Raw genomic sequence first — 20239 nt, forward strand, 5'->3', positions numbered from 1 at the left:
GAGGTCAGCGGTTCGATCCCGCTTAGCTCCACCAAATTAAAAAAGGCCGCATCCGAAAGGATGCGGCCTTTTTTAATTTGGCAGAACTGCCCGTGATCGAGGCAAAGCCCCGGTTCACAAGGAGCCAAAGGCGACGCAGAGCGCCCAAAGGGCGACCCCGAAGGGGTGAGCGGGCGAAGCCCGCGAATCATCCCGCGCCACCCACCTAGGGTCACACTCCGCAGATGATTCGAGTCGGAGCTAAGAGCTAGCTCCCCAGACTCCTCCGTCCAGACCTCCGCCCCTCACTCTCCATAAACCGCGCCTTCCACCCAAGCCCCAGCAGCATCACAAAATACATCGCCGTAGCCGGCGCCTGCAGGTGAAAATCAGTGGTCAACATGATCAGCTCCGCCACAATCGCCATCAGCGTTGCGAACGCCAATCCCTGCATTAAATTATCTCGCCGGGTGCGCAGGGCCATAAATGCGTGGTACAGGCTCCACAGGATCGCAAACCCCAGCAGCAGCGTTGCAGGCAGGCCGAACTCGATGGAGAACTGCAGGTAGTCGTTATGCGCCAGGTCGTAAAACGCATTGATGCCCGGTCCCTTCACGCTGGGGAACGCGGTATAAAAACTCCCCGCACCGGTGCCCGTCAGTGGGTATTGCTCGATCAGTGACAGCCCGTAGCGGTTTACCTCGTCGCGGGTTTCCTGGGAGAAACTCGTTTCCGCAATTTCCTGGCGCAGCCTGTCCACCCCAAACCAGCTGCCCACAATCATCAGGTCGATCACCATCAGGCTTGCCAGCAGAATTGTCAGGCTGCGGCTTTTATTGCGGATAAGCAGCAAACCCAGGCCTCCGGCGATGGAGAGGCTGGCAAAAAATGCGGTGTTGGCCATGCGCGAATGCGAGAGCACCAGACCGATCACCATCATCGCCAGGCACAGGCGCAACACCGCCTTACCGCCCAACAGCATTTCCAGAATGCGTTTCAGGCGCTCCTTGAGCTTGCCACTGTTGCCGCCGCGCAGGTTGGCGATCAACAGGCCAATCCCCAGGCACAGGCACAACACCAGAAAGTTGCCAAAGTGGTTCTTGTAGCGGAAGCCTCCGGTGGCAATACCACTGTTGGGGAGGTCGAGTACCCAGGTGGTCTGCGCTCCAGAGAGCGCCAGCAATGCCCCGTAAAAGGCCTGAAAGGTACCGGCAACTACCACCGCAACCATCAAGGCCCTGAGTCGTTTTCCAGTATTGACCAGGGCAAGTGCCAGCAACAGCAGGCAGGAATAGGCCAGACCCTTGGTTAGTGCGATGCGGGTTTGATTGGCGTCGAAGGAGAGTGTTGCCCAAGTTTGGGCAGGGGCGGACTGCCGATAGTGTTCGGCCACTGAAGGCGCAATGGTTTCCAGCACGCCAAGCGGGAGCGGCAGTTGTTGGAAGAAAATCCATACCTGCACCGCGGCAAAAATGCCCAGTAGCGGCCGGTAAGGTTTCAAAACGTCGAACGCGGAATGGCGGAGTGCATACAGCAGCCAGCCTGCCGTCAGGCCAAACACCCACACCTCCATCAATCCCCAGGCCCAGGCGCGGTGAGAGCCCAGGGGAATCGGCAGCCATACCAGCAGCCCCAGGAGTAAGTAAAACAGCCATTGTTCAAACCTGGAGATGGCTGGCTGCTCCGTAGTGCTTGCGTTGTGTGCACCAAAAGGGGGCGAAATTGAAGGGGCGTTCATTCTACTGTTCTGCGAATACTTCTGGGACCGGGGGGTATCTTACACAATCAAAAAAGGCCCTTGCGGGCCTTTCTCGAGTTTACAGATCTGTAAGGCCTGTAAATCAGTTTTCGGAGGGAACAGTAGTGCCGCCACCGCCGCCACCTGCGCCAGCGCTCACGGGCGGTGCAGGAGGCAGGGAAGCAGAGCTGCTGGCGCCCGCCAGTGAAGAGCCACCAGCCGGGGTGCCAGCGGTAGTTGCGGAGGCAACTACGACCGGGTCAGCGCCATTGGCAATCGCTACGGAGGCAACAGAGTTGGCATCGGCGCCGCCTGCGACGGCTGCTGCAACGACTGCTTGAGCTACAGAGGGGTCAGCAGCAACAGCGGCGGCAACCGCTTTCTCAGGGCTGACACCGGCGTTTACGGCGCTGGCCACAATGGCTGCTGCCTGTTCCGGCGCAGCGGCAATTGCCAGGGCAATTACTTCTTCTGCGAGGGCACCGGCCTTGATCGCGCTGGCAACAATATTGCCCGCATTTTCAGGTGATGCTGCCAGAGCCTGCTTTACGGAAGCCTCGAGGTTGCCGCCGTTGCTTTGAGCCAGCGCCGCTACCTGAAGCAGAGCAGCGATCTGGTTGATGTCGTAGCCAGCGTCAGAAAAGTCTGTAACGTTTGCGCTAGCTGCACTGCTCAGCAGGCTCGCACCCAGTGCGATCCCCAATGCTGCTTTTTTCATTCGTCCCCCTAGAGAAGATTGTTTTTTAATAGATTCCATTCGAGATGCGGCAGATTGTAGCGGCTATACAGGAAATGGGAAGGCTATGCTACACATCTCTCCCCACTATTTACCAGAGGAAGTGGTAATAGTGCACAAAATAGTGCTTTGGGACTAATGTCTCGCGCAAAAAATAACCGAGATGATTTTTGTATAGTGCAAAGTCTTTAGCCGGGATATTCGGTTATTCGTCCGAAACCTGCTCTGCACAAGTATCGCGTCGCACGAATACAGACACATGATCCACATCGGCATTTTTATTTTGGGTTTCTGTCTCCGCTTGCTGCGGAGCGCGCTCAGGCAGCGTCTTCACCGGTGTCGGCATTCTCTGGGTTTCGTTCTCCTGCGCACGCGCAGCCCCTTGAGCCGGTTCGCCCTGGAAACCTCGTGTGCGAACACGCACCAGAATCAGTGCCAGTATCAGTCCCGCCAGCCCAGTCCCCAGCACCCCCTGTGCACATTGCCACAGCATGTGGTGCAGCGGTGCAGGCTGTCTGCTCACACTGACAAAACCTGCAATATCCCAGCCAACGGTAATTTCCGCACGGTACTTTGGTACTTCAATGGCAAGAAATGACGTGAACCAGTGAGGCACCCCAGCGGTAGCGGGTAGGCTTTCGTAGCTAAGCCCAGTGTCGCCACTGATGTATTCAAGTTTCAATTCGCGATAGTTGCCGGACTGCGCCAGGGCCCGCAACAATATTTCTGTTCGTCTGGCTTGCTCCTGCCGTTCCTCTTCCGGGGCGCTCGCGTCCGGTATAAATGGCCGCAGGGCAACACTCAGTGCCTGCGCGCTGTCCCGGGTTTGTATTGCCTGCTGCACAATGCCGTGGCTGCGTACCGTATACAGTGTTACCACCATTACAGCCAGCAGTGTCAGCAGACCGATGAGCGAGAAGATAGCAACTGTCGGCAGGCGACGGAGGTAAGGTGGCCTTTGTTTCCCGGTCAGCGCTTTCACAGCAGTACCCCCTCTTTATGCATTCGCACCAGTAACTGGTCCCACAGGGTCGAGCCCACGTACTCGCGCACCTTGCGGCCCCGGTCGATGCGCTCGTTAAGCCAGAGCCCGCTGGGGTTAAAACTGTATAAGGGATCGAGATCCGTTCGGTCCCGGGCGGCAGAAATCTTGTCCATCAGGTTGTCCACGACCAGCGGGTGCTCCCCGGGGTTTGCCATATACAGCAACACCATGTGTGCCTGCCCCAGGGGCTCTGAATACACGTGCATCAGGCGCAGCTTTTCCACCGCCATACCCGTTGCATACAGGCTGAATAACTTGCCGATGGCGTAGTCCTCGCAGTCGCCGCGCCCGCTGCTCAAAAATTCCACGGGTGTGGCCCAGTAGTCCTGTTGTCCCCACTGATCTTTGTCTTCGGCAAATGGAAGCCGGTTAAAGAAATGATTGATCTTCAGCAGGCGATGCCACTCCAGCGCATCCTGCTGGGAAGTCACTAGCGCCTGCCAGTGGCGCAAGCGGCGGACCGCCTGTGAGCCATAGGCCTGTTCCGCGGCCTCGAGGACGGGGGAGGGGAGTGCTGGTGTTCGCAGAGCGCCCGCAGCCATCAGGATGCTGCTGCCAAAACCGAGTAGCAGGGCGCCAAGGCACAGGTTTAAACGCTTTGCGCAGCGACGTTTACTGCGGGGGCGGGCTGCGGGAGAACCTCTGAGAGAATTGAACATCTATAACTACCTGCCCAATAAAGCGATCGCAAGAGATCAGAGTGCAGTGGGTGCCATACACCCGTAACCACCAGTCGCTTCCGATCTATTGCGGGAGCGCTGTAAACAGTGTGGATCCAGATGGGTGAAAAATGATCAGCTGGCGTGAGATGGGTAGATGAGCCCGCCATTAATTGGCGGGTTGGCGTCAATCGGATGGTATCGCTGTCCGGGAAATGTAAATTAACGACAGGCCTCTACAGAGCCGATGCGCATCTGGCGCGTCAATTCTGGTATGCAATTTGCTGATACCGGTATGTAGTTGATTGTTCGTTCGCGCTAAGTCGCCTTAAGTTGCGTTAGAATTGCACCACGTAACTGGCGAAAAAAGGTACAGAGGATTACTCGACCTTGAATTGTCATCATTTGCTGATAAAGTGTGACGTCTGTCACGTGGTGGATGTGGCAATTGGCGCCCTGGTGGACAAAAAGTGAGCAAGTATAAGCTCAGCCTGGCTCAGGTGTAACAAGGAGCCCTGATAACAGGGCAACCGTTAAAGGCCACAGAACAAGCAGTACCAGCTGCGGCTAGATAATCAGAAAGGAAAGTCAGGGCATTAGCCCGCTATAAAGAATCGGGGTCTCGGGGCGGTTGCGCAGACAATAGAGTTGCGGACCGAATTGTCGCACAGGCGGTAATCTGTGCTTTCGCCATCTGGCGGACACACCATAGTCAGTGTTGCTGTCTTGAGTGTGTGTCTCACTTCCCGCAAGAGTCTCGTGTCGTTATCCACACGCGACTCCCCACATTGCTTCTTGTAGTTTCTTCACTTCTTTCCTGATCACTCGCCTGCGGTTTGAGCCTGCGGCCAAACAGAATTCGTAAAGAAATACAGGAAAAAAAGCATGGCACAAGTACAAAAAGCGGTGATTCCCGTCGCTGGCCTGGGCACACGTATGCTCCCCGCCACCAAGGCCATCCCCAAAGAAATGCTGCCGATTGTAGATAAGCCCCTGATCCAGTACGTGGTGAACGAAGCCGTTGCCGCGGGTATCAAGGAAATTGTGCTGGTCACCCACGCCAGTAAAAACGCCATCGAAAACCACTTCGATACCTCCTTCGAACTGGAGGCCCAGCTGGAAAACCGCCTCAAGCGCCAGCTGCTGGACGAAGTGCGCTCCATCGTTCCTAAAGACGTTACCGTAATTTCCGTACGCCAGGCTGAAGCCAAGGGCCTCGGCCATGCCATTGCCTGTGCGCGCCCGGTCGTGGGTGATAACGCCTTCGCCGTACTGCTGCCAGACGTACTGATCGACCAGTACGCCTCAGACCTGAAGACCACTAACCTGGCAGACATGGTCAAAAACTTTGAAGAGACCAAAGCCAGCCAGATCATGGTTGAGCGCGTCGAGTGGGAAGACGTCAGTAAATACGGCGTAGTGGACTGCCTGGGCGCAGACCTGCAGACCGGTGGCACCGCCAAAATTGACGGCATGGTAGAAAAGCCGGAAGTGGACGCAGCCCCCTCAAACATGGCCGTGGTCGGCCGCTACGTACTGCCCGCAGAAATCTGGAACCTGCTGGAAAAAACCGCCCCCGGTGCCGGTGGCGAAATCCAGCTGACCGACGCCATCGACGAACTGCTCAAGGTTCAGAGCGTTGAAGCCTATCGCATCGTCGGCCACAGCCATGACTGCGGCAACAAGCTCGGTTATATGAAAGCCCAGTTCGAATACGGCCTGCATCACCAGGAAATCGGCAGTGACCTGCAAGCATTTCTGGCTACCCAGCACACCGCCACAGAACCCGCTTGAAGCCAAAGAACGTAGGAGCCTGCTTGCAGGCGCACAACAAGTCCCCCCATGACCACCAAGGCCCCGCAAACAAACGCGCGAGGAGGTAGCACTAGTGCCACCTCCCGGGCCTGCGCACGCCAAATAAACAACAGTAGCTTCGGGGCAATACAACACCACGGCGCCGTCGATGGGGTAACCGGCTCCTGCCACCAGCTGTTTCTGGATGAGCACAACTCGATCCTGGTCGACTGCGGCCTGTTCCAGGGTGCAGAAACTTCCCCTGGTGGAAGCAAGTACGACAAGCTCGAGATTGAATTCCCGATCGACAGCATAAAAGCCCTGGTTGCTACCCACGTGCATATCGATCACGTGGGGCGCATTCCCTACCTGATCGCTGCTGGCTTCCGCGGCCCCATCTACTGCAGTGAGCCCAGCGCGGAACTCCTGCCCCTGGTACTGGAAGGCGCACTGAAAACCGGCGTCACCCGCGATAAAGCCCTGATCGAAAAATTCCTCGACCGGATAAGGGCCCAGCTGCACCCGCTGCCCTACAACCAGTGGCAGCCGGTAATAGAAGAAGATGGCAGCACCCTGAATATCCGCCTGCAGCGCGCCGGCCATATTCTCGGTTCCGCCTATGTAGAGTGCGACCTGCAGGCCCAAGGGCAAACCCGCCGCACCATCTTTTCCGGTGACCTCGGCGCCCCCAATACCCCGTTACTTTACGGCCCCACACCCTCTGAGGGCTGCGACGAACTGGTAATAGAAAGCACCTACGGCGACAGGATTCACGAAGGCCGTGAACAGCGTGCAGAGAAACTGCGCAACGCAATAGAGTGCGCATTAAAAGACGGCGGCAGCGTGCTGATCCCCGCGTTCAGCATCGGCCGTACCCAGGAACTGCTCTACGAGCTGGAAAACATAATTCACCAGCAGAGAGAAAAGGGCGGAACCAACAATCCGTGGCATGACCTCCCTGTAATCGTCGACTCCCCCTTGGCCAGCCGCTTCACCGAAGTCTACCGCCGCCTGGAAAAATACTGGGATCAGGAAGCGCAGACCGTATTGCAACAGGGCCGCCACCCGCTGAGCTTCGAGCAGCTTATTACGGTAGATGACCACGATACCCATATCAGAATGGTCAACCGCCTGGCACAAACCAAGCAGCCGGCCATTGTGATTGCCGCGAGCGGCATGTGTGCCAGTGGGCGTATCGTCAATTACCTGAAAGCCATGCTGGGCGAGCCACGCCACAACGTTATCTTTGTCGGGTATCAGGCGAAAGGTACCCCGGGAAGAGATATTCAAAAGTACGGGTCCAGGCAAGGTTATGTCGAACTGGACGGAGAGCGGCTATCTACGAAAGCGGGAATCGAAACCATTAGTGGGTATTCTGCTCATGCAGACCAGAGCGATTTACTTAGCTTTGTTCAAAAAATGAAGGTGATTCCCCAAGTTGTACGAATAGTGCACGGGGATTCAGAGGCAAAGCGTAAACTGAGAGAGTCGATTGTCGTGAGCAGCTTGTCGATTGAAGTTTGGATACCGTCAGGTTGAGCTCTTGTCTGAAGCATCAGGTGAAAAGTTGCATTTTCGGGGTTAGCCCTAGATGGCTAGCCTGCTTAAAGGATCCTTAAGGACTATTCCAGAGTTTCACGCGTTGGTGATAAAAGCCTTTAGTGGGTGTCTGGCAGCATGGATTTGTTCGTTTTTTGCTCTAGTTCACTCTGGTAGAGCTCTCGATCGGTTTCGCGTTATGAGTCGGGTTAATTTTGATCTTGGTGTGAACTGAGTCACATGGTAGAGTTCTCGATCATTTTCGCAGCCTGAGTTGGGGTTGAGGCTGCGGGGGTAAATATAAAGAAAACAGTTTATTTTTTGATTGGATTGAGGGGTTTTTGATCGGCAATGGGGTTTGGGTTTGCTGATCTAGAAACACTTGGGGGAAATATGAATACACAAAAAAAACTGCAAGTGATGCTTGCGGTAGCTTTGGTTATTTCGGTCGCGGGTAATATCTTCGGGTATTTACACCATCGCCAAGTATCTAATGAGTCTGTGAAATCTCAGGAGCTTGTTGCGTCTCTCCAGAGCAAAATCAAGACCCTCGAACAGTATTCCACTTCTTCTCCGCACAACGCTTCCGGCCTTTCTCGCGAAGAGTATCTCCAGCGTCGTGCTGAGCTACAGCGAAAGCGTAGCTCCCTTTCTCGGCTGGCGGGCCAAAAGCAAGATGCAGATTCAAAAATGGCTGAGGTGAGCCGAGAATTTGTTCAGAGCCGTCAACAGGGTTCTCCCCAGATTATTCAATAATCAATTAATCCATATCAAATAATTCAAGTACGCCGAGTTGGCTGGTATTGACTCGTAGACGGGATATTACGAGGGGCCCTGTCATGGACCTGTATTACTCAGAAGTAGCACAAACTTACAAAAAGAAAGCCATGAATACTTCCAAGAATCTGATTTTGCCTTTAGCAGTTATCGCTTCTCTCTTTGGTTCCGCTGCACAAGCGACAGAAATCGAAGATCTCAGCTTTACTGATGCTAATCTCGAAGCCTGCGTCGATGAGATGGCGGTTAACTACGGTTGGTCTGATATCAGCGAATTTACCCTGTTGTACTGTGATGGCAGGGAGATTTCTGACCTTGGCGGTATCGAGCAGCTTACTGAGTTATTTGATGTCGGGCTTTCCTGGAATAGCTTGGTTAATTATTCAGAGCTTTCTAGTCTGGCAAACCTGAATTACCTGAACATGGATGGCGTCCAGGGTTTCGATGTAACAGTACTCGAACCCTTGAATAGCCTTCGTGGTCTGAGTATCGGTGATTCCAAGCTTGATGATGATGGCCTCGCGACGCTCTCAAACTACACATTTTTTTCAAATCTAGAATGGCTGGGTATTTGGGGGAATCGGGTTACTGATTTAGGACCCGTTTCATCGATTTCTGGTCTGAGCCACATCGATTTTGGTGGTAACCCTGTTTCTGACCTCTCACCTCTATCGGGATTGCCGCTGGGAGGCGTTACTTTTTGGGGTACTCGTGTTTCTGATTTGAGTCCCCTGATGGGGATGCAAACGTTGGATGCGATTTACGCGCCCAGCACCTGGATTAAAGATCTGCCCGATGCGGTAGGTGCCGGGTTCTCAGATCTCGGTGAGGCATTTCCGGCACTTGTGGATCTGACACTGGACCAGAACGGTCTTGAAGATGATGACTTGTCTGAGATCGCACAAATTACCACGCTGCAATACCTGCGTCTGGAAAGCAACCTGTTCACGCCGGGCGGCACAGAAGAAAACGCGCTGATTGCTGCCGTATCAGATTACAGTGGCTCCCAGCTGCCAGTTCAACTGGATCAGGCTAGTTTTTCACCGTCTGGATCAATCAATGCAGATGACGGCGACCATGAAATCTTCTTCACTGTCACTGGTAGTGCCATTGACGGTTCTCCGATTTCGAGCTCCTGTCTTGACCTGAGAAGCCCCAGTGGAAGCGCCGCGGCGGGTTACTGTGATAGCTGGAATGGATCCTCCGGCGGCAGTGCCTGGATTAGCACTTACGCAGAGCGCGGTGACTGGGTGTTGTACGGAAATGTGTGTATCGATGGCGGTGATTGTTATGAGGTTACCAAGCCGCAACTAGAAGTAATGGGGTTTGAGGCTATTCTGACTGTCGAGGGTACAGGCCCTGTCGATATTGATGCGCCTTATGTCAGTAATCTCGCATTCTCCCAGGTAGAAGTTGACCTGGATGCCGCCCCCAACGGCTATGTCGCCGTTAGTGTTGACCTGGTGCTTGAGGATGGAGATGGCTCCGGTGTGCAGGGCGGTTGGATCGAGATTCATCACGAAAACTGGGAATCTGACTCCAAGTACGTAAATTTCAGTGCTGGACAGACACAGGCTACATTAATTTTCCATAGTAATGACGCGGCAGGTAAATGGCTGGTTAATTACATTGCTGCAGATGACTATGCCAATAATCATTTGCATATCGATGGTGGGCAGCTCCAGGCGCAAGGTTTCCCCATCGAAATCAATGTGGCTAATGGAAACCCGGGTCCAATTGATATTTATAGTCTGTCATTTTCTGATCCTGACCTGCAAAGTTGTGTGCAAAACCTTGGGGCGACATACGTTCATGAAGTCAGCTGGCTCGGGTGTAATAATGGTGATATTGAGGATCTTGCCGGAATTGGGCAGCTCTTCGTACTGGAAAGTCTCGACCTGAACAATGGTGGTTCTTATTCAGACTTATCGGAACTTGCCCAGTTACCAGTCTTGACGGATTTACATTTGTCAGGAGCTAGCGTTTCAGACCTTTCCCCTCTAACTGGGATGCCAATTCACTCCCTGAATATTGGCTGGAACCCTGTTGCTGACCATTCACCGCTAGGATCAATGTCCGCGTTGCAAAATTTGTGGGCGGACGGTTCTGGTATGTCTGTTCTTCCTGAATTTTCTGCGCCGCAACTCTTAAATATTCTGCAGGTAGGCTATAACTCATTCTCTGATTTGGAAGCGACACAATCCAAACTTGCGACTTATACCGAGTTGCAAGAGCTCGGGATAGGCTCCACTGGTATCTCGGATCTCACTTTCCTGGAAGGCTATAATAAGCTTAGGTATCTGAATGCTTGGGAAAATGGTATCAGCGATATTAGCCCGCTGGCTTCGCTATCTACCTTGAGTGGAGTGTGGCTCTCTGGTAACAATATTTCTGATATCAGCGCGTTAGCTAATTCGCCCTTAGATTACGAAGTATATTTGCAGCACAATAATATCAGTGATCTTTCGCCGCTTGCCGGCAAGACTAATCTGTCTTATTTAGAAGTAAGTGCAAATCGAGTTGAGGATATATCGATACTTCCGACACTCGTAAATCTTTACGATTTCCGAGCGTATGAAAACTTAATTTCAGAAATACCAGATCTATCTGGTATGAATAACCTTAAGGGTATTGACCTTACTCACAATGCGATTACCGACATTACTGCTCTTGCCGCAATAGAGAATTGGGAATGGGTATATTTGTATGGTAATGCAATCCCTGAAAGTCAGTTGGGCCTGGTTTCTGCTAACGATTACCAGAACGATGCAGGCCGTCCAGAGATCACTGCGCTTACTATCGATCCGGCTACGATTGATTTAACTAATGGTGATGCTCAAGCGTCAGTGTTGTTTAGCACTGCTGATCAAGATAATATTTTTTACTCAAACGTATCTATTCATTTCTCACCAGAAGATTCTGAGTCGCACTCTCTGTATCTGGAAGGAAGCAATACGGAAGGGCAGTTGTATGTGCCTGATTGGGCATTGCTTGGTGAATGGGATGTCTGGGTAGACTTCGCCCACTCCAACGGCAACTATGACGTCCGTGGCCCTGCACTCGCGGCCATGGGCTTCAATTCAAAAGTAACCACCTCCGCTACTTATATTGATCCAAACATCGACACCGATGGCGACGGCCTGACCGACGAGTTCGAAATCAAAAATGGATTTGACCCGGAGTACGCCGGCGACGCCCATGAGGATGACGATAACGACGGTTTCAGCAACCTGCATGAAACCATGGTTGGAACCGACCGTGGTGATGAGTTCTCCGTGCCGGCCGCAATGAGCAACCCCGGCGAAGGTCGTTACCTGCTGGGTGATCTCGGTAACTTCGCTTCAAATGCCTATGTGCTAGACCTCGCTGGAGACGGTGTCGGCAATGATGACGAAGGACGTTTCGCCAAGCATAACGGTAGCGCTCACTTCACCTGGGTCTATGAAAACAATGCGATCAGCGCTGTAAACAGCGGTTCCTACGTAAGTCGTGACGATTGGTTTGTCGCTGAGTTGGGTTATGGCACCCAGGTCGAGGAGTGGGTCGACAACATTTCAGTCTTCGAAGCGCAAGCTGGCTCAAATCCGGTATGGAAACTTGTTATTTCCGGTCGCCAGACTTACCCGAACGAATCTCTTGAAGACAAGCATTTCACCTATGTGTACGAGCATCAGGTGATGGGCAGTGGCTCAATTAATTCGCCATCGATTTCTTCCGGTACATTTACCACGCACATTGGTTTGGATAACGGCTACGCGCTGGATCCTAACTGGTTAACCTACCCTGGCGAAGTTGTCCTCAACGGCGACAACACGGGTCACTTCGTAATTCCCACAGAGCTTGGCGGTATCAGCAATCAGCCGATGACATGGGGCACCCTGGTCGACGGTACCCTGGTGGCGGATTACTCCGGTGACAATGCACGCTCAACGACTTACTTTATCGAAACCTTCGGTAAAGGCATCAAGACCGTAGTAATACACGAGTTCGACAGTGCCGCACCGGGACTTTCCGGTTCTGCCACCGCACGGCAATCCATGTGGCAAGAGGTTGTCATTAGTGCGCTGGATTCGTCCGATGTGGTCGGCCGCCTGGAAAATGCACCGGAAGGGGATTCGTCCGGTAGCTCAACCTTCGCACTGATCTTCAATGAAGGCGGTACAGGATATCAGGAGTTCTTCTTCGATGGTCTGTGGAACCGGGGTGCGCCGTTTGGTTGGGAAATCAATGGTAACGAAGTCATTGCGCACTACTATCGCGATGAAAACTGGAGTTACTACGCGGAATCCGACTGCCAGGGCGCAGTGGAGTGCCATGAATATCGTCAGCGCTTCATCGAATTCAATGATGCTGAAGACACCAGCGGTGACGGCGAGAACGATCGTTTCTACATCACTATCCGTCAGGGCTTCGCGTATTACTGTGGTGGCCAGCTTTGTGACTGGCAGGGTTACGTTGGCCAGTTCAATCGCGCAGAGCAGGACAGTGATGGTGACGGTATTCCCGATGAGTGGGAAAGCGCTAATGGTCTCGACCCCTACAATGGCAATGATGCTTGGGACGACCTCGACGGCGATGGTTTGCCAAATTTAGATGAATACTTGGCTGGCACCAACCCGCATGTGACTGATACCGATGCCGATGGCCTGAGCGATGGCGAAGAATGGAACAGCGGCCTCGACGCGCTTAACTCAAATATCGGTGCAGACCAGGACAACGACGGTTACCTCGATATCCATGAAATCAAGGTTGGTACCGACCCGAACTACGACGGCAGCACACCGGCGGCACTCGCTGATCCCGGTACTGGCGAATTCATGTTTACCAACCTCGGTCGCTTCTTGAACGGAAGCGTTGGTGGCCTTCTCGACCTGGAGTCCGGTGGAGCCAGCCGATTGAGCGCAAGCAGCGCTGATATCTTTGGCAGCTGGCAATACGCGGGTACGCACCTTGAACTTGATCTGAGTGGATACCTTTCTTACGAGGGGATGGTATGGAACAACGCACTGCAAGCTGAGGTTCTGCAGCAGATCATCTACGACACAGCCTACTACTTCGAGTTTGACCAGGGTGATGGCAACATCACTTGGAAAGAAGTCATCGTAGGCCGTCTGCATTACCCGAATGGCGAGCTTGCGGATGCGGGCTATACGTCCGAGTTGGATCGCAATGTACTTACTACCGGCAATCTGTTCGATCCGGGTATTAGCGAAGGTGAGTACGCCACCCGCGTATTCGATGCCAGCGGTGCTGTGGATCCATCCTTCCCGTTCGGGCCAACCAGGCTAAACCTGAGTGCTGACGCTGCTAGTAGCAGTGACAGCCTGAACGGTCGCACCGACCTGGATTGGAGCGTCGACGGTAATGGCACCCTGCTGTTGGATTACGGCAATGGGGATTCCATTGAGTATCGCTTTATCGAGGTGACAGGTAACTCCCGCACAGCACTGGCTGTTTACCACATAGACGGGCAGCGTTTTGCCTCCAGTGTACTATTCCACAACCACGCAAGCCTCGGTCTTTCCGAGCAGGACGTTGCTGGGCTTTATGTATCTGATGGTCGCGACGACCTGTCAGGGGAACCCGGGTTTGGGCTTGAGTTCGCCGATGATGGCCAGGCGTATCATCTGTATTGGGATGGTAGCCAGTGGAACCGTTACGGCTGGTCATACACATGGAGCCTGCAGGGCGACACCATCATTGCCCAGGCCTGGTATGACATCGACAACTGGCAGGTATACAACGAGTCCACCTGCGGTGGCACCGGTGTAACTTGTGTGCTCTGGCGTGAGCGCCAATTCACCATCAACGACATCGCCGGCGACGAGATCTATTTCTCCAACTATCAAGTTTTTGATAACGAGTTCGACGGTACCTTCGATAACAACTATTGGAGCGGTTACGTCAGCATTTTCCAGAAGTATGTACAGGTTCTGGACAGCGATGGCGACGGTCTCCCCGATGACTGGGAAACTGCCAACGGCCTCGACCCCCACAATGGCGATGATGCCTGGGAAGACTTCGATGCAGACGGCCTGCTGAACATTGACGAATACTACGCGGGCACCAACCCGGGTGTGTCCGATACCGATGCCGACGGCCTGAGTGATGGAGAAGAGTGGAACATTGGCCTGGATCCGCTGGCTTCCAATCTGGATGCTGACCAGGACAACGATGGCTTCCTCGACCTGCACGAAGTAAAACTCGGTAGCGATCCTTACGATGGCGGCAGCAACCCTGCAGCACTGGCTGACCCCGGCACTGGTGAGTTCATGTTCACCAACTATGGCGGTTTCCTGAATGCCAATGTTGGTGGCCTGCTGAACCTGGAAACCGACGGAAGTAGCCGCCTGAGCGGGCGCACTACCGATATGTTCGGTACCTGGGTGTACCAGGGATCACACCTGGAAGTCGACCTGGGTGCTTTCCTCGCCGTAGACACAACGGTTTGGAGCAATGCGCTACAGGCTGAAGTCCAGATGCAGACTTTCTACGACAAGGCTTATTTCTTCGCATTTGACCAGGGCGATGGCAATACCACCTGGAAGCAAGTGGTCGTTGGACGTGTGCATTATCCCAACGGCGAACTGCCGGATGAGGGCTACTCAAGCGAGTGGGATCACAACGTAATTTCCTCTGCTGAACTGTATGACCCCGAACTGACAGAAGGTGTGTATGCAACGACTGCGCTGGATGCGAGCGGTGTAATCGACCCGGCGTTTAAACTGGGCCCGACCAGGTTGACGCTGAGTGCATCGTCTTCCAGCAGTGAAGATAGCTTGAACGGACGCACCGATCTCGATTGGAGCCTGGACACTATCGGTACCCTGACCGTGGACTACGGCAACGGTACATTCACCGAGTATCGCTTCACCGAACCGATGGGTAATTCTCTTAGTGCGCTTGCTGTGTACTATGTGGATGGTCAGCGCTTCGCCAGCGGCACTCTGTTCCACAATCACGTCGACCTGGGTCTTACCGAGCAGGACGTAGCCGGTCAGTATGTTTATGACGGCCGTGAAGACCCCTCCGGTGAACCGCAATTTGGGCTTGAGTTTGCGGATGATGGCCAGGCCTACCACCTGTCGTGGGATGGAAGCGACTGGGTCCGTGGAGGTTGGGCTTACAGCTGGACTCTCCAGGGCGAAACGCTCGTCGCGCGCGCCTGGTATGACCTCGATAATTTCATTATCACCGGCGACGCAAACTGTGGCGGTAGCAGTAATAACTGCGTCCTCTGGCGCGAACGCCAGTTCACCATCAACGATATCGCTGGGGAAGAGGTGTACTTCACCAACTTCCAGATTCTCGATAACGAGCTCGATGGTACCTTCGATAACAATTACTGGAGCGGGTACGTCAGCATCTTCCAGAAAGTCGTGCCACCGGGTGACTTCGATAACGACGGCATCTACGACGAAGATGACCTCGACGATGACAACGATGGCCTCACCGACCAGTTTGAAATCGATAACGGCCTGAACCCACAAGACGCCAACGACGCCTTTGGCGACAACGATGGCGACGGCTTCAGCAACCTGCACGAAGCAGTAGTCGGTTCGGACATGAACGTCAGCAGCTCCATGCCGCTGGTCATGAGTAATCCCGGCGCTGGCCGCTTCCTGCTGACCAACGAAGGCGGATTCTTCAATGGCTCTGGCGGTAACGTCATCGACCTCGAAGGTGATGGTGTCGGTGCAGACGACCAGGGGCGTATGGCATTTGTCGATGGCAGCGCCATGTTTACCTGGGAGTACACCAGCAATGCGATCTCCGGCACCAATAACGGCGGCTACGTAAACCGCGATTGGTGGTGGGTCGATCAGATTGGAATGGCCGATGAAATCGAGCGCTATGTGGATAACGTCTTTATCTACCTGCAATCGGATAGCGGCGAGTTCCCTGTCTGGAAGGTGGTTGTCACCGGTCATCGCACCTATGTCAGCGGCCAATTGGCAGACGAGCCCTTCGTTAACGTCTATGAGGCGCAGATGGTAGGCAGTGGCAGCGTTTCTGGTGATGCGCCGGCAATCTCACCCGGCTTCTATGCCACTCAGGTTGGCCTGTCTGAACACGACAACATCAACCCGCTGATGCTCTTCGTTGCCACTGGGGTGGAGTTGTTTGAAGACGGCACCGGCGTGGTAGAAGTCGACTCTGAAATAAGTGGAAACGGCAATGTCTACGTCGACTGGACCGTTGAGGGTGACGGCAGCCTGCGCCTGGACGATCAGAACAGCGATGCCCGAATCACGATCTACTTCGTGGAAACCTTCGGCAAAGGCACCAAGACTGTCGTCTTCCAGGAATACGACACTGCATCCGGCATCTGGGGACGCGCCGCAGCCAATGATTCCATGTGGCAACAGGAGCAGGTGAGCGCACTCTCCGAAGCGGATGTGATCGGTACCTTTGTTGATGTACCGGAAAGTACCCCGGACGGCGTCAATGGATTCGCCCTGCAGTTTGCGCCGGGCGGTGTCGGCAGCCAGGGTAACTGGGATCCCAATGATGGCTACGTCAATTACGTACCCTTCGCCTGGCACCTGGACGCCAACGCCGTGGTCATCGAGTACTACGCCGATGAGTATGGCAATCGATACGATGTAGCCGATTGTTATGGCGAACCCAGCTGTGCCATGTACCGCAAGCGCGAGTTCATCATTCACGATCTGGAAGACCGCGACGAAAATGGCTTCAGCGATCGTCACTATGTGAGCATTCGCCAGGCGTTTGACCGTTGCGGATCTGGCACCGTGTGTGACTGGCAGGGCTACGTATCTCAGTTCGATCGTGTCGAAGATGCCGATAACGATGGCCTGCCGGATGCGTGGGAAGCGGCCAACGGCCTCAACCCGACAGATGCTGGTGATGCCTACGGCGATAGCGACGGCGATACCCTCGACAACATGTCTGAATTCGCCAACGGAACTTCACCGACTGCAGCTGACACCGACGACGACGGTATCGACGATAACATCGAGCTCAACGCAGGCCTGAACCCACTGGATCCAACGGATGCACTGGCTGACTTCGATAACGATGGCTTCAGCAACTATGAAGAACTGGTTGCCGGCACCGACATCGATGAAATCAGTGATTTCCCGGCAGGTGACCTGTATTACTCCATGGGCATCCAGTCCAACATTGCGTGGGGAGAAGGTGTTAGCTGGGCCGCCCAAGACAGCGGTCAAGACTGGAACTACCGTAGCTTCGCATCGTATGGCAATACCCCGCTGTTTATCGACAGCAATGGTGTTCAGACCATGCCTGCTGGAGCTCGAGGTGACTTCAATTCCGCAGAACGCTTTATTGATGTAACTGGCACCGATAATGCATTCGTATCTACATATAACGGTTGGACCGGATGCCCTGAAGGTGAAGAAGACTGCGTTTCGCAGATCAACTTCGATGGAAACTTCTGGAGCCGCAGTGATGGTTCTGAAGGCATGGCCACTAGCGACCGCGGCCTGCTCTTCAATACCGAGCTCGTCGAGAACGGTGACCACACTCGTTACACCTGGACCACGTTCCGTGTGAAGAAGCCGGGCACGTTGACTGAAGCCGATGTGACTGGTGTATGGCACATCAGTAACTGGGGGCGCGAGTTCGAACGCGATGGCAGCTTTACTGAAGGCCACTACGTCGGCAACGCCGACTGGCAGTTCAACGGGGATGGTACCTGCCAGGCGGTAACCCAGTTTACATACCACGATGCCTGGACGTTCTTCGATGGCCAGAATCTCGCACCGCAGGGTATTCAACAAGAAACTGGCCAAGACACCCTCGAAACCTGTAGCTACAGCGTGGACCCTGTACGCGGCCGCGTATTGGTTGACCTGAAACTGGCTGGTGACGACGAAGCAACGGTGGTTGAACTCCAGATCGACGCCGGTAAACAACGTATGGTTAACGTTTATACCGACGACGAAGAGTGGGGTGCGGGCGCCGGTATGGTAATGCTGGTCAAGAAAGGGGATGCCGCCGCTTACGCGAGTAATGCCGCCCTGAATGGCACCGTGTTCATGACGGGTGACTTGAGCTTCCTGGACTGGGGCGATGGTCAGCAATACCGCTCAACGGGCGCACGCGTGGCACGCACCATCATCGACTTTGAAGGCAATGGCCCCACCGATGGCGAAGGCTACAACGCCTGTACCTTGCAGCGTGTAGAGAAGTTCCAGGGCCACACCCTCGGCGGGTACATTGGTGCTGATGCTTGGCAGAACCCCTGGCAGTACAGCAGTGTCAGCTACCCGAGCCAGTGTCGCTATAAAGTGAACCTGGACGGTACTGTGGAGCTTGAACAAGGTGAACCGGATGGTCTGGTGAGCACGGTATTCCACCTGGATGCCAACGGCGAACTGCTAACGGCGACCTACATTGGCAACGGTTATTCCGAGCAGCTGATGGGGGTTGTACTGAGCGGCGCGGCCGAACCGGTGCCGTCCTCGATTCGCTTCACTGACTTCGGCTTCGAAGATACGGACGGTGACGGTATGTCCGATAGCTTCGAGATTACCTACGGTCTTGACCTTAACGGTGATGACAGCACAGCAGACTTGGATGAGGACGGTCTCAGTAATCTCGAAGAGTTCGAAGCCGGCACTAACCCACTTGAAGCCGACACCGACGGTGATGGCATGGGGGATGCATACGAAGTAGCAAATAACCTCGATCCGAAAGTTGACGACGCGGCGGCTGACGCTGATGAAGATGGCGCGACTAACTTGCAGGAGTTTGAGGCTGGGACGGACCCCTGGGACGCAGCTTCTTCCCCTCCGTCCGAGGAAAAAATGGCCGAAGATTTCAATGGTGACGGAAAGTCAGATATTTTATTTTATAACCCCGATAGCCGATGGACCATGGTTTGGGAAATGGATGGTAATAACGTTATTAGATCACCGTGGGTTAAACAGTACGCTTCTGGCTGGGAAGTTGCCGGCAAAAGTGATTTTAATGGCGATGGGAAGACTGATATTCTTTGGAACAATCCTGAATCTAACTGGATAATGCTCTGGGAAATGGATGGTGCATCGGTCGCAAAAGCCCAGTGGGTCAAGTCTTACGGTGCAGGTTGGAATATCGTCGATGTGGCTGATTTTAATGCTGACGGAAAGTCTGATCTTCTTTGGAAAAACGATACGTTAAGTATGACGATGATTTGGCTGATGGACGGGTCGAAAGTAGTAGAGTCGTCCTGGGTTAAATCATACGGTTCTGAGTGGCAGATTGAAGCAGTCACCGATTTTGGAGGCGATGGGAAAGCAGATATCTTATGGAAAAATCCATCACAAAAAATGACCATGATTTGGGAGATGGATGGGACCGAAGTAATCAAATCTGCTTGGCTGAAGCCATACTCCGCCGGCTGGGAAATCGTCAAAGTGGCAGATTTCAATGGCGATGGAAAGTCCGATATCCTTTGGAACAACGACTCTCTACGGATGACGATGATTTGGGAGCTTGATGGTACTTCCGTAACTAAGTCTCCATGGGTTAGGCAGTACTCCGCCGGGTGGGGAGTTGTTGCAGTCGAAGATTTCAATGCTGACGGAAAGTCCGACATCCTGTGGATAAATAGGGAGACTCGAGAAACTGCTATTTGGCAAATGGATGGTGTTGTTGTCACCTCCGCACGTTGGCTGATGCGATACCCTCTTGGCTGGGACGTAGGTAAGGTTTCTGACTTCAATGGTAACGGTAGTGCCGATATCCTTTGGCAAAATCCAGAGACCCGATGGACGATGCTTTGGGAGATTGAATTAGGCGCAGTAAGTCGTTCTTCTTGGGTTGAGAGAATTGGGGCTGGATGGGAAATCCTTTAATTAAATAAAATGGTTTCTCAGGGAGCGCCTTCGGGGCGCTCTTGTTTTCTGCTTGTTGCTCGAGAAATTGATAAATTGTGTGGCGTTTCAAATGATAAATGCTTGCTTGATTTGTAAGTTTTTAAGTGTTTAATTTTGGCTGGT

At 53.7% G+C, this 20239-nt stretch carries 10 protein-coding genes; 4 read left to right on the forward strand and 6 right to left on the reverse strand.

What is annotated here, in order from left to right; translation table 11 throughout:
* From B4U49_RS19270 to B4U49_RS13115, 5 genes are all read right to left on the reverse strand, one after another.
* A partial coding sequence (locus B4U49_RS19270) for a hypothetical protein (RefSeq protein ID WP_204903040.1) occupies positions 1-191 on the reverse strand: 191 nt, incomplete at its 3' end.
* A gap of 56 nt (positions 192-247) precedes the next feature.
* The gene (locus tag B4U49_RS13100; RefSeq protein WP_078085054.1) at positions 248-1717 is read right to left on the reverse strand and encodes an O-antigen ligase family protein; all 1470 of its coding nucleotides are present in this window, start codon (positions 1715-1717) and stop codon (positions 248-250) included.
* A 103-nt stretch (positions 1718-1820) separates the two neighbouring features.
* Positions 1821-2435, reverse strand: coding sequence for a hypothetical protein (locus tag B4U49_RS13105; RefSeq protein WP_078085055.1), 615 nt, complete (start codon positions 2433-2435; stop codon positions 1821-1823).
* Positions 2436-2658: 223 nt separating this feature from the next.
* Complete coding sequence (locus B4U49_RS13110; RefSeq protein ID WP_078085056.1) at positions 2659-3435, reverse strand: LapD/MoxY N-terminal periplasmic domain-containing protein; 777 nt, start codon at positions 3433-3435, stop codon at positions 2659-2661.
* Entirely contained in the window at positions 3432-4157 is a 726-nt protein-coding gene (locus B4U49_RS13115; RefSeq protein ID WP_143735660.1) for a transglutaminase-like cysteine peptidase, read from the reverse strand. Before B4U49_RS13115 ends, B4U49_RS13110 begins: the two co-directional genes overlap by 4 nt.
* Before the next feature lie 885 nt (positions 4158-5042).
* On the opposite strand from B4U49_RS13115, the gene galU reads away from it, so the two are divergent.
* The 3 genes from galU to B4U49_RS13130 all read left to right on the forward strand — a co-directional run bounded on the left by galU (position 5043) and on the right by B4U49_RS13130 (position 8246).
* Entirely contained in the window at positions 5043-5951 is a 909-nt protein-coding gene (galU, locus tag B4U49_RS13120) for a UTP--glucose-1-phosphate uridylyltransferase GalU (protein WP_078085057.1), read from the forward strand.
* 48 nt (positions 5952-5999) lie between these two features.
* On the forward strand, positions 6000-7490 hold the full coding sequence (locus B4U49_RS13125) for an MBL fold metallo-hydrolase RNA specificity domain-containing protein (RefSeq protein WP_078085058.1): 1491 nt from the start codon (positions 6000-6002) through the stop codon (positions 7488-7490).
* Positions 7491-7883: 393 nt separating this feature from the next.
* Complete coding sequence (locus B4U49_RS13130) at positions 7884-8246, forward strand: MerC domain-containing protein (protein WP_143735661.1); 363 nt, start codon at positions 7884-7886, stop codon at positions 8244-8246.
* Positions 8247-9577: 1331 nt separating this feature from the next.
* Here B4U49_RS13130 and B4U49_RS18890 read toward each other — a convergent pair.
* Positions 9578-9784 (reverse strand): hypothetical protein, encoded by a 207-nt coding sequence (locus tag B4U49_RS18890; RefSeq protein ID WP_143735662.1) that lies wholly within the window; start codon positions 9782-9784, stop codon positions 9578-9580.
* Between the two features lie 1455 nt (positions 9785-11239).
* On the opposite strand from B4U49_RS18890, the gene B4U49_RS13135 reads away from it, so the two are divergent.
* Positions 11240-20095 carry an FG-GAP repeat domain-containing protein gene (locus tag B4U49_RS13135; protein ID WP_143735663.1) on the forward strand — a complete coding sequence of 2952 codons (8856 nt, stop codon included), beginning with the start codon at positions 11240-11242 and terminating at the stop codon, positions 20093-20095.
* Positions 20096-20239 lie beyond the last annotated feature (144 nt).

It is taken from the genome of Microbulbifer mangrovi (assembly GCF_002009015.1).
GTDB lineage: Bacteria > Pseudomonadota > Gammaproteobacteria > Pseudomonadales > Cellvibrionaceae > Microbulbifer > Microbulbifer mangrovi.

Coding starts and splice junctions, on each gene's coding strand:
- B4U49_RS18890 (WP_143735662.1), bottom strand. CDS start 9,784: ATGAATCTCGATCCAACCGCCCTGCACACCGGAGCCATCTCCATCCTC.
- B4U49_RS13115 (WP_143735660.1), bottom strand. CDS start 4,157: ATGTTCAATTCTCTCAGAGGTTCTCCCGCAGCCCGCCCCCGCAGTAAA.
- B4U49_RS13100 (WP_078085054.1), bottom strand. CDS start 1,717: ATGAACGCCCCTTCAATTTCGCCCCCTTTTGGTGCACACAACGCAAGC.
- B4U49_RS13125 (WP_078085058.1), top strand. CDS start 6,000: ATGACCACCAAGGCCCCGCAAACAAACGCGCGAGGAGGTAGCACTAGT.
- galU (WP_078085057.1), top strand. CDS start 5,043: ATGGCACAAGTACAAAAAGCGGTGATTCCCGTCGCTGGCCTGGGCACA.
- B4U49_RS13130 (WP_143735661.1), top strand. CDS start 7,884: ATGAATACACAAAAAAAACTGCAAGTGATGCTTGCGGTAGCTTTGGTT.
- B4U49_RS13105 (WP_078085055.1), bottom strand. CDS start 2,435: ATGAAAAAAGCAGCATTGGGGATCGCACTGGGTGCGAGCCTGCTGAGC.